The following is a 10,372-nucleotide window of genomic DNA, read 5'->3' as shown; positions in this document are numbered from 1 at the left end:
GGGGTGATGACGCTGATGCTGGCCGGACCGGCCCCCGCCCCCGAGGCCACCGATCTGGATGCCATCGTCGTNACCGCCTCCGGCTTCGAGCAGAAGATCGTCCACGCACCGGCCAGCATCAGCGTCATCACCCCCGAGGACCTGGCCCGCCGCCCCTACATCACCCTGCTGGACGCGGTGCGCGACCTGGAGGGCGTGGACGTGGGCGAGACCCGCGACAAGACCGGCCAGGGCACCGTCTCCATGCGCGGCATGGGGCCGGACTACACCCTGATCCTCATCAACGGCCGCCGCCAGAACAACCACGGCGACATCTACCCCAACAACTTTGGCGGCAACCAGTTCAACCACATCCCGCCGCTGGACGCGATCGAGCGCATCGAGGTGATCCGCGGCCCGATGTCCACCCTGTACGGCGCCGACGCCATGGGCGGGGTGATCAACATCATCACCCGCAAGAGCCTGGACGCCTGGGCCGGCTCGCTGACCCTGGGGCGCAGCTTCGAGACCGACGACGCCTACGGCGACGACAGCACCGCCGACTTCAACCTCACCGGCCCGCTGGTCCGCGGCAAGCTGGACCTGGCGGTGCGCGGCAGCCGCTACCGGCGCCAGGCCTCCAACCCGGTGTACGGCGACGTCACCGACCCGGCCGGCGAGGCGCACAGCCGCGCCCTGGGCTTCGGCGGCGGCGGCAAGACCGTGGACAACACCAACAGGGCCGGCGGCATCAGCCTCACCTGGACGCCCACCGGGCGGCAAAGCCTGACCCTGGACCTGGACACCTCGCGCCAGGAGTACGACAACCGCATCCGCATCAACGACGAGGGCGTGGAGGAATACCCGGTCGGCACCGTGGACAACCACGGCGCCATGCTGCGCATCGGCAACAACGGCCGCATCGAGCCGCGCGCCGGCTACGCGCCCACCCAGGAATTCACCCGCGACAGCTGGGCCATCACCCACGAGGGCAGCTGGGCCTTCGGCAACAGCCAGGTCTCGCTGGCCTACGTGGAGACCGACAACGCGGGCCGCACCCTGCCCTTCACCGTGGCCGAGCGCCAGCAGCTGCAGCAGCTGTGGAACGCGGCCTGCACCCGCATGGGCGGCAGCGTGGGCGGCAGCGGCTACTGCGCTCCCGGCGCGGCGATCGGCTTCCGCAACGCCAACGCCTGGAACAACCAGTCCGAGGCGCAGAAGCTGGCGATCATGCAGGCCCACCTCACGGAGGAGGAATACCAGCGCCTGCTGGCTTTCCTCCCGCGGCCGCGGCGCACCCTGGAAAGCGCCCAGTACACCCTGGACGCCAAGCTGGACATCCCGTTCCAGGCCGGCGGCGAGCACGTGGCGGTGGTCGGCGCGCAGGTGGTGCGCGGCGAGCTGACCGACGGCGTGTTCGGCATGGAGGCCGGGCGCCCCGGCGGCAAGCAGGAGCACAACATGTACTCCCTGTTCGCCGAGGACACCTGGAAGCCGGTGGAGGCGCTGGCGCTGACCGGCGGCATCCGCTACGACGACCACGAGGTGTTCGGCAGCCACGTCAGCCCGCGCCTGTACGCGGTCTACACCCTCAGCGACACCTGGACCCTGAAGGGTGGCGCCAGCACCGGCTTCAAGACGCCCAAGACCACCCAGCTGTACGACGGCGTGGTCGGCTTCGGCGGGCAGGGCACCTCGCCCATGTTCGGCAACCCGGACCTCCAGCCGGAGACCAGCACCACCTACGAGCTGGCGGTGTACTGGCAGCACCCGGACGGGCACAACTTCAACGCCACGGTGTTCCGCAACACCTTCGACGACAAGATCGCCTCGCAGCCGTGCGGCCCGGGCCTGGCCCTGGCCTGCGCCGGCACCGGCCAGTACGCCGAGCTGGGCTACGCCAACAGCACGCGCACGGTGAACATCGACAAGGTGGTGATCCAGGGCGCGGAGCTGGCCGGACGCTGGCAGATCGGCCCGGCCTTCGCCCTGCGCGGCAACTACACGTACACCGACAGCGAGCAGCGCAGCGGCGCCCAGGCCGGGCTGCCGCTGGGCCAGAGCGCCAGGCACATGGCCAACGCCACTTTCGAGTGGCAGGCCTCCGACCGCCTGGACCTGTTCCTGGCCGCCGAGTCGAGGGCCAAGCGCTACCGCGGTCTGCACGCCATCACCGGCCAGCCGCTGTATTTCCGCGACTACACCGTGCTGCACCTGGGCGGCTCGTACCGGATCAGCGACAACCTGACGGTCAACGCGCGCATCAACAACCTGCTGGACCGCGACTTCACCACCTACGCCACCGAGTTCCGCGACCTCGATGGCGACGGCGTGTACGAGGACGGCACCGACGAGGTCCTGTACCTGGACGACTACAACAACAAGGACAAGGCACGCAGCGTCTGGGTGAGCCTGAACCTGCAGTTCTGATCCCCGCCGGCGCCCGGGCGGCCAACCGTTCGGGCGCAGGCGCGCCAAGAACTGAGAACCGTTCTCAACCGCCGCTATAATCGCGGACCCTTCCGAACTTGCGCGAGCCCGTGCCGGCCAACCCGACCCGCGACGATCCCGTCACCGCCCAGCGCCGGCGCGGCTTCTGGCTGCGCACGCTGCACCAGTGGCACTGGATCAGCTCGGCCGTGTGCCTGGTGGGCATGCTGCTGTTCACCGCCACCGGCATCACCCTCAACCATGCCGCGCGCATCTCCGCCACGCCGGAGGTGGACAACCGCACCCTGGAACTGCCGGCACCGCTCCTGGAGGCGTTGCGCCAGGCGCCGGAGGAAGGCGAGGCGCCGCTTCCGGCGGAGGTGGCGCACTGGCTGGCGGAGGCGCTGGACGTGCCACTGGGACGGCGCGTCGCCGAATGGTCGCCGGAGGAGGCCTACGTGTCCATGCCGGCGCCCGGTGCCGACGCCTGGCTGAGCATCGACCGCGGGACCGGCGCGGTGGAGTACGAACGCACCGACCGCGGCTGGATCGCCTACCTCAACGACCTGCACAAGGGTCGCAACACCGGTCCGGCCTGGGGCTGGTTCATCGACGTGTTCGCCATCGCCTGCCTGGTGTTCTGCGTCACCGGCCTGTTCCTGCTGCACCTGCACGCGCGGCAGCGCCGCCTGACCTGGCCGCTGGTCGGCCTGGGCCTGGTCGTGCCCCTGCTGCTGGCCCTGCTGTTCATCCACTGAGAGGCTTCCATGCGCGCCAAGCTGTTCTTCGCGATCTCCGGCCTGCTGACCCTTCCCGCCGCCGCGGCCGAGCTGCAGGTCGAGGTGGAGATCCCCAAGCTCAACGTGGCCGAGTACCACCGCCCCTACGTGGCGATCTGGCTGGAGGGCGCCGACCAGAAGGTGGCCGCCAACCTGGCCGTCTGGTACATGCAGAAGGACACCGCCGAGGGCCACGGCACCAAGTGGCTGCCGGACCTGCGCCAGTGGTGGCGCAGGTCCGGCCGCAACCTGGACCTGCCGGTGGACGGCGTCACCGGCCCCACCCGCCCGGCCGGCCGGCACGTGCTGAAGTTCGACGAGCGCCATCCGCAGCTGGGCACGCTGCCGCCGGGCGAATACACCCTGGTGGTGGAGGCCGCGCGCGAGGTCGGCGGCCGCGAGCTGCTCAAGATCCCCTTCGCCTGGAACGGCAAACCGCAGTCCGGCGAGGCGCAGGGCGCCAGCGAGCTGGGCACGGTCAGCCTGTCGGTCAAGTAACCCGCCCCGAGGAGCATTCCATGAAGAAGCACGCATTCGTCGTCGCCTTGGCGCTGGCGCTTCCCTTCTCCGCCGCCGCGCACAAGCAGTGGCTGGTGCCCTCGCAGGCCACCGTCGCCGGCCAGGACGTGTGGGTGACCTTCGACGCCGCCGTGTCCAACCAGCTGTTCTTCCCCGACCACGTGCCCATGCGCCTGGACAACGTGGTCGCCATCGCCCCGGACGGCAGCCTGGTGCCGCTGCAGAACGCCTCCACCGGCAAGTACCGCAGCACCTTCGACCTGCATCTGGAGCAGGAAGGCACCTACCGCATCGCCAGCGTCAACCGTGGCGTGTCGGCCAGCTGGGACACCGCCGAGAGCCTGGCCGCCAAGGCCAGGGCCCAGGCCGAGGGCAAGCCGGTCACCGGCCCGGGCGCGCCGCGCGGCGGCTTCCTGCGCAATGCCCGGCCCGAGGAGCTGGCGGCGAAGATTCCGGCCGACGCGAAGAACGTGCAGGTCACCGAGACCTTCGGCCGCGTGGAGACCTTCGTCACCAACGGCCGCCCGACCGAGGTCCGGGCGCTGGGCGAGGGGCTGGAGCTGGTGCCGGTGACCCATCCGAACGACCTGTTCGCCGGCGAGGAGGCGAAGTTCGTCCTGCACGTGGATGGCCAGCCGGCCGCCGGGCTCGAGGTCGAGGTGGTCCGCGGCGGGACCCGCTACCGCAACGCCCAGGAGGAGATCCGGGTCACCAGCGCCGCGGATGGCAGCCTCGCCATCACCTTCCCGCAGGCCGGCCGCTACTGGCTGGAGGTGTCCACCGAGGACGGCAAGACCCGCGTGCCGCAGGCCAGCAAGCGTCGCCTGCTGTACGTGGCCACCCTGGAAGTGCTGCCGCAGTAACCGGGCGCGACGCGATGCAGGCCGGCGCCACCGCCGCGGCCCTGGCCACCCTCGGCGGCCAGACCATGGGAACGACCTGGAGCGTGCGCCTGGCCGCACCCGCCGGCGCCGACCTGCACGCGCTGCACGCCGGCATCCAGGCCGAGCTGGACGCGGTGGTGGCGCAGATGAGCCCGTGGGAGCCGGCCTCGGACATCAGCCGCTACCGGCGCGCCCCGGCCGGCAGCTGGCAGGCGCTGCCGGAGGCCTTCGCCCGGGTGCTGGACGCGGCCATCGCCGTGGCGCGCGAAAGCGGCGGCGCGTTCGATCCAACCGTCGGGCCGCTGGTGGACCTGTGGGGCTTCGGCAGCGCCGGCACCCCACGCCGCGTGCCCGATCCTGCGGAAATCGAGCACGCGCGCGGGCGCACCGGCTGGCAGCGCCTGCAGCGCCGCGCCGGCGGCCGCGAACTGCTGCAGCCGGGCAGCCTGCAGCTGGACCTGTCGGCCATCGCCAAGGGCTACGGCGCCGACGCGGTGGCCGCGCACCTGCTCGCGGCCGGCCTGGCCTCCGCACTGGTGGAGGTGGGCGGCGAGATCCGCTGTCTGGGCCGGCGCCCCGACGGCCAGCCGTGGCGCGTGCTGGTGGAGACCGGCTTCGACGAGGCCGCCTCGGCCGACGTGCTGCCGCCACGCGTCCTGGCGCTGGCGGACGCGGCCGTGGCCACCTCCGGCGACCGCTGGCACCGTTTCGAGCAGGACGGCACCTGGTATACCCACACCTTCGACCCGCGCCTGGGCGCGCCGGTGCCCGGCGCCGCCGCGGCCGTGACCGTGGTGGCCGCCGAGGCCATGCACGCCGACGCCTGGGCCACCGCGCTGACCGTGATGGGCCCGGACGAAGGCCTGGCCTTCGCCCGGGCGCGGGACATGGCGGCGCGCTTCGTGGTGCGCGATGGCACACGGCTGCGCGAGGCGATGACGCCCGCCTTCGAGGCGTACCTGGCGGCATGAGCGGCGCCTCACCCCCACGTGCCGGCACCTGGGCGCCGGCCGGCAACCTCGCGGTGGCGGCGCTGCTGCTGCTGGCGGCCTTCGCCCTGCTGCCACTGCACGGCGGGGACTGGTGGCCGGCCGCGCCGCGGCCCTCGCGCCGCTGGCTGGCGGCGGCGGTGGCCGTCGCCTATCTGGCCTTCGCCCTGCCCTTCCTGTGGCGGCGCCGGACCGCTGCAACCCCGCCACTGCCGGCCGGAAGCCCGACGCCGCTGCTGGTGGCCTGGGCCAGCCAGACCGGCTTTGCCCGCGGCCTGGCCGAACGCAGCGCGCAGGCGCTGCGCGCCGGCGGCCGCCAGGTGCTGGTGCTGCCGCTGGAAGAGGTAGATCCGGAACGCCTGGCCGCCGCCGGCCAGGCGCTGTTCGTGGCCAGCACCACCGGCGAGGGCGACCCGCCCGACCACGCCCTGCGCTTCCTGCACCGGACCATGGCCGCCCGCCCCGACCTGGGCCACCTGCGCTATGCCCTGCTGGCGCTGGGCGACCGCAGCTACGCCGACTTCTGCGGCTTCGGCCGGCGCCTGGACGGCTGGCTGCGCGCCTGCGGCGCACAGGCGCTGTTCGACCGGGTGGAGGTGGACAACGCCGATCCCGCGGCACTGCGCCATTGGCAGTACGAACTGGGCCGGATCGCCGGCCGCGACGACCTGCCGGACTGGGCCCCGCCGGCCTACGAACCTTGGCGGCTGGTCGAACGCACCCTGCTCAATCCCGGCAGCCAGGGCGGGCCGGCCTACACCCTGCTGCTGCGCCCTGCCGAAGGCGCACTGCCGGCCTGGCAGGCCGGCGACATCGCCGAGATCGGCCCGTGCCAGCCGCCGGAGCGGGGGCGGGAACTGCTCGAGGCGCTGGGTCTGGACGGCAACACGCCGGTGAACGCCGGCGGCCCCACCCTGCCCCTGGTCGCGCTGCTGGCGCGCTCGCGGCGGCCGGCCGCGGACAGCCTGGCCGGGCTGGATGCCCAGGCCCTGGCCGCGCGCCTGCAGCCGCTGCCGCACCGCGAATACTCCATTGCCTCGATCCCGGAGGAAGGCGGCCTGCGCCTGCTGGTGCGGCTGATGCACCAGCCCGACGGCAGCCCCGGCCTGGGCAGCGGCTGGCTGTGCCAGTACGCCGAACCCGGGCAGGCCGTCGACCTGCGCCTGCGCGCCAATCCCGGCTTCCACCCGCCGCCGCCCGGCGCGCCGCTGGTGCTGGTCGGCAACGGCACCGGCATGGCCGGCCTGCGCGCGCACCTGCGTGCGCGCATCGCCGCCGGCGCACGCCGCAACTGGCTGCTGTTCGGCGAGCGCCAGGCCGCCTGCGATTTCTTCTTCGGCGAGGAGGTACGCGCCTGGCAGGCGCAGGGCTGGCTGCAGCGCCTGGACCTGGCCTTCTCGCGCGACGGCGCGGCGGGCCGCAAGGTCTACGTGCAGGACCGCCTGCGCGGGGCCGCCGACACGCTGCGCGCCTGGGTCGCCGAGGGCGCCCACATCCTGGTGTGCGGCAGCGCCGAGGGCATGGCCCCTGCGGTGGACGCGGTGCTGGCCGAGGTGCTGGGCGCGGCGCTGCGCGACGCGCTGCGCGCCGAGGGCCGCTCCCGCCGCGACGTCTACTGAGCCGCCCCGTCCACGCCGGCCGGCCCGTCCAGGGCCGGCGCCATGCCGGCGCCGGCGCGGTCCACGCGCACCAGCACGATCTCTCCGGCGCCGTCGATGGCGTAGCGCCGCTGCCCGGCGCCGCCGGGCAGCCAGGCAGTGTCGCCGGCCTCCAGCATGCAGCGGCCTTCCTGGCCGGACACGTGCGCGCTGCCGCCGATCACGTGCACGGCCCAGGCCGTGGCCGCGCCGACGAAGCAGTACATGCCTCCCACCAGCGGCCGGTGCAGCAACCGCGCCTCCACCGCCTGCGGCCGCCACATCAGGTTGAACACCTGCACCGGGCCTTCCAGCGGCGCGGCCGCGGACGCCTGCTCGCCGGTGAAGCGGACGCGCCCGTGCGGCGGCAGCAGGTCCTGGCGGCGGCCATCGCCGAAGTCCAGGCGCAGGCCGCCGCCGGACAGCAGCAGCTGCTCACGCTCCACCCCGGCGAAGCTCGAATAGGCCGACGGCTCGCCGAACTCGGCGATGGACAGGCGCAGGCTCCAGTCCGGGCCGTCCGGCAGGACGAGGATCTCGCGCGTCCAGCCGGCGCCGTTGCGCCAGGGCTGGCGCCGGTACTCGCAGGAAGGGATGTGCCGCATCGGACCGGTGAGCATCCGGTCATTGTGCCGCAGCCGGCAGGACGGAGCGCGCGCGCGGCCCGGAAATGGCGTCGCCCGGCTGCACGTCCTGTGCGACGCCGGGCGACGGGTTACATCCCTGTCGGCTCCCTGCCTCCCCTGTGCCTCCTGCTCCAGCAGGTGCCGGCGATGCGTCCTGCATCCACCGGCTCCGATCCGGTCGTCCTGGCCCGGGCCTCCGGCCGCGGGCATGGCCCCCGGACGGCCGCCGCGGCGCCCCCCAGCGCCGCGGCGGCGTCCCGGCCCATCAGCGGCGCGCCACTGGCGCCTTCGCCTGGGCGGCGGCTTGCGCAGGCCTGGCCTGCGGGGCGGCCTTGGCCGGCCCGACCGTGATGAGATCCCGGTTGCGCTCCACTGTCTTCAGGCCGATACCCTTGACCAGCGCCAGCTCGTCGACGCTCTTGAAGGACCCGTTGGCCTTGCGGTACTGGACGATCGCTTCCGCCTTCGCAGGTCCGATGCCGACCAGGACCTTTTCCAGCTGGGCGGCATCGGCGGTGTTGATGTCGACCTTGTCCGCGGCGATCGCGGAGCCGGCCAACAGCAGCGCGCCCAGTGCCAGCGCCTTCCACAGAACCGAAAACGGCTTCATGGCAACACTCCTTGTGGCTTGGTGGTTGGATCACCGGGACCCGGCCTCCTGCCAAGCGCCCCGGTGCGGCCAATCATCCGCGCCACATGGCGACAAGGTATCGCCATGAACGCATCCGAACAGCAGGGCAACTCCCCAAGCGCGTGTAGGGAATTTCCTACAGACGCGGGCGTAAAATGCACGTCAACCCTTTTCCCTTTCCGGAGCAATCCATGGACATCACCCGGCTCGATCCGGCACGCGCCCAGGCCTACATCGGCCAGAAGTGGGACGACGACATCGTTCCGCAGCTGGTCGAGTACATCCGCATCCCCAACAAGTCGCCGATGTTCGACCGCGACTGGGAGGCCAACGGCCACATGGACGCCGCGGTGCGGCTGATGGAGTCGTGGGCCCGCGCGCAGCCGATCCCCGGCCTGCAGGTCGAGGTGGTGCGCCTGCCCGGCCGCACCCCGCTGATCTACTGCGAGGTCCCGGCCACCGGCCCGGATTCGGGCGACGACACCGTGCTGCTCTACGGCCACCTGGACAAGCAGCCGGAGATGACCGGCTGGGATCCGGACCTGGGTCCGTGGAAGCCGGTCCTGCGCGGCGACAAGCTGTACGGCCGCGGCGGTGCCGACGACGGCTACGCCATCTTCGGCTCGCTGGCCGCGATCCAGGCGCTGCAGGAACAGGGCGTGCCGCATGCCCGCTGCGTGCTGCTGATCGAGGCCTGCGAGGAATCCGGCAGCTACGACCTGCCGGCCTACGTGGACCACCTGGCCCCGCGCATCGGCAAGCCCTCGCTGGTGGTGTGCCTGGACTCCGGCTGCGGCAACTACGAACAGCTGTGGTGCACCACCTCGCTGCGCGGCCTGGCCGGCGGCAACCTGACGGTGAAGGTGCTGCACGAGGGCGTGCACTCGGGCGACGCCTCCGGCGTGGTGCCCTCCAGCTTCCGCCTGCTGCGCCAGCTGCTCTCGCGCCTGGAGGACGAGGCCACCGGCCGCATCATCGTCGAGGGCCTGCACGTGGAGATCCCGGCCGAGCGCGTCGAGCAGGCGCGCAAGGTGGCCGAGGTGCTGGGCAAGGACGTGTACGCCAAGTTCCCGTTCCTGGACGGCATGAGCCCGATGTCGGACGACCTGGTCGAGCTGGTGCTCAACCGCACCTGGCGCCCGGCGCTGTCGGTGACCGGCGTGGACGGCATGCCGCCGCTGGCCTCGGCCGGCAACGTGCTGCGCCCGTACACCTCGGTGAAGCTGTCGCTGCGCCTGCCGCCGACCCTGGACGGGAAGAAGGCCGGCGAACTGCTCAAGGACGTGCTGCTGAAGGACCCGCCCAACGGCGCCCACGTCGAGCTGGAGCTGGAGAAGGCGTCCAGCGGCTGGAACGCGCCGGCGCAGTCGCCCTGGCTGACCCAGGCCATCGAGGCCGCCTCGCAGGCCGCGTTCGGCAAGCCGGCCATGTACATGGGCGAAGGCGGCTCGATCCCGTTCATGGGCATGCTCGGCGAGAAGTTCCCGGGCGCGCAGTTCATGATCACCGGCGTGCTGGGCCCGCACTCCAACGCGCATGGCCCCAACGAATTCCTGCACATCCCGATGGGCAAGCGCGTGACCCAGTGCGTATCGCACGTGATCGCCGAGCACTACCTGGCCAGCGTGCGCGGCCAGACCACCGGCGTGGCCGCGGTGGCCGGCGGCGAGCAGCACGGCGGCCACGGCTGCTGCTGACCGGCACGGCGGGCGCCACCCGGCGCCCGCCGCCCCCGGACACGGAAAAGCCCCGGCCTGCCGGGGCTTTCTGCTTCCTGATTAGCCCCGACCCTCAGCCGCCAGTCGCAGGATGTGCGTCGCCCACCGCCGAGCATACGGCCACCTGAAGGCGACGAGGTGGCGTCATGAGCATCAATTCCGTGCAGTTCCAGGCTGGCC

General features: G+C 72.5%; 9 protein-coding genes. 7 read left to right on the top strand and 2 right to left on the bottom strand.

Annotated elements, in window-relative coordinates; translation table 11 throughout:
• Positions 1-6 precede the first annotated feature (6 nt).
• The 6 genes from CR938_RS12775 (at position 7) to CR938_RS12750 (ending at position 7,199) form a co-directional block, all read left to right on the top strand.
• Positions 7-2,409 (top strand): TonB-dependent receptor domain-containing protein, encoded by a 2,403-nt coding sequence (locus CR938_RS12775; RefSeq protein WP_211365236.1) that lies wholly within the window; start codon positions 7-9, stop codon positions 2,407-2,409.
• Positions 2,410-2,507: 98 nt separating this feature from the next.
• Positions 2,508-3,167, top strand: coding sequence for a PepSY-associated TM helix domain-containing protein (locus CR938_RS12770; RefSeq protein ID WP_425502452.1), 660 nt, complete (start codon positions 2,508-2,510; stop codon positions 3,165-3,167).
• A 9-nt stretch (positions 3,168-3,176) separates the two neighbouring features.
• The gene (locus CR938_RS12765; protein ID WP_162125376.1) at positions 3,177-3,686 is read left to right on the top strand and encodes a DUF2271 domain-containing protein; all 510 of its coding nucleotides are present in this window, start codon (positions 3,177-3,179) and stop codon (positions 3,684-3,686) included.
• A 20-nt stretch (positions 3,687-3,706) separates the two neighbouring features.
• Positions 3,707-4,570 (top strand): DUF4198 domain-containing protein, encoded by an 864-nt coding sequence (locus tag CR938_RS12760; protein WP_162125375.1) that lies wholly within the window; start codon positions 3,707-3,709, stop codon positions 4,568-4,570.
• Positions 4,571-4,584: 14 nt separating this feature from the next.
• Entirely contained in the window at positions 4,585-5,562 is a 978-nt protein-coding gene (locus tag CR938_RS12755; RefSeq protein ID WP_162125374.1) for an FAD:protein FMN transferase, read from the top strand.
• Positions 5,559-7,199, top strand: coding sequence for a sulfite reductase subunit alpha (locus CR938_RS12750; RefSeq protein ID WP_162125373.1), 1,641 nt, complete (start codon positions 5,559-5,561; stop codon positions 7,197-7,199). The genes CR938_RS12755 and CR938_RS12750 overlap by 4 nt, the downstream gene beginning before the upstream one ends.
• Here the strand turns inward: CR938_RS12750 and CR938_RS12745 are convergent.
• Together CR938_RS12745 and CR938_RS12740 are read right to left on the bottom strand one after the other, a co-directional pair.
• The gene (locus CR938_RS12745; RefSeq protein ID WP_162125372.1) at positions 7,193-7,837 is read right to left on the bottom strand and encodes a HutD/Ves family protein; all 645 of its coding nucleotides are present in this window, start codon (positions 7,835-7,837) and stop codon (positions 7,193-7,195) included. The genes CR938_RS12750 and CR938_RS12745 overlap by 7 nt on opposite strands.
• Positions 7,838-8,108: 271 nt before the next feature.
• Positions 8,109-8,453 carry a ComEA family DNA-binding protein gene (locus CR938_RS12740; RefSeq protein WP_162125371.1) on the bottom strand — a complete coding sequence of 115 codons (345 nt, stop codon included), beginning with the start codon at positions 8,451-8,453 and terminating at the stop codon, positions 8,109-8,111.
• A 212-nt stretch (positions 8,454-8,665) separates the two neighbouring features.
• Here CR938_RS12740 and CR938_RS12735 point away from each other — a divergent pair, with 212 nt between their 5' ends.
• Positions 8,666-10,171 (top strand): M20 family metallopeptidase, encoded by a 1,506-nt coding sequence (locus CR938_RS12735; RefSeq protein ID WP_162125370.1) that lies wholly within the window; start codon positions 8,666-8,668, stop codon positions 10,169-10,171.
• Positions 10,172-10,372 lie beyond the last annotated feature (201 nt).

It is taken from the genome of Pseudoxanthomonas taiwanensis (genome assembly GCF_010093135.1).
GTDB lineage: Bacteria > Pseudomonadota > Gammaproteobacteria > Xanthomonadales > Xanthomonadaceae > Pseudoxanthomonas > Pseudoxanthomonas taiwanensis.
Note: the sequence above shows the minus strand (reverse complement) of the source record. Positions and strands in the feature narration are given on the sequence as shown.

Bases quoted from the DNA above. Each gene is read 5' to 3' on its own strand.
- CR938_RS12740 (WP_162125371.1), bottom strand. From the start codon at position 8,453: ATGAAGCCGTTTTCGGTTCTGTGGAAGGCGCTGGCACTGGGCGCGCTG.
- CR938_RS12760 (WP_162125375.1), top strand. From the start codon at position 3,707: ATGAAGAAGCACGCATTCGTCGTCGCCTTGGCGCTGGCGCTTCCCTTC.
- CR938_RS12735 (WP_162125370.1), top strand. From the start codon at position 8,666: ATGGACATCACCCGGCTCGATCCGGCACGCGCCCAGGCCTACATCGGC.
- CR938_RS12755 (WP_162125374.1), top strand. From the start codon at position 4,585: ATGCAGGCCGGCGCCACCGCCGCGGCCCTGGCCACCCTCGGCGGCCAG.
- CR938_RS12765 (WP_162125376.1), top strand. From the start codon at position 3,177: ATGCGCGCCAAGCTGTTCTTCGCGATCTCCGGCCTGCTGACCCTTCCC.
- CR938_RS12745 (WP_162125372.1), bottom strand. From the start codon at position 7,837: ATGCTCACCGGTCCGATGCGGCACATCCCTTCCTGCGAGTACCGGCGC.
- CR938_RS12750 (WP_162125373.1), top strand. From the start codon at position 5,559: ATGAGCGGCGCCTCACCCCCACGTGCCGGCACCTGGGCGCCGGCCGGC.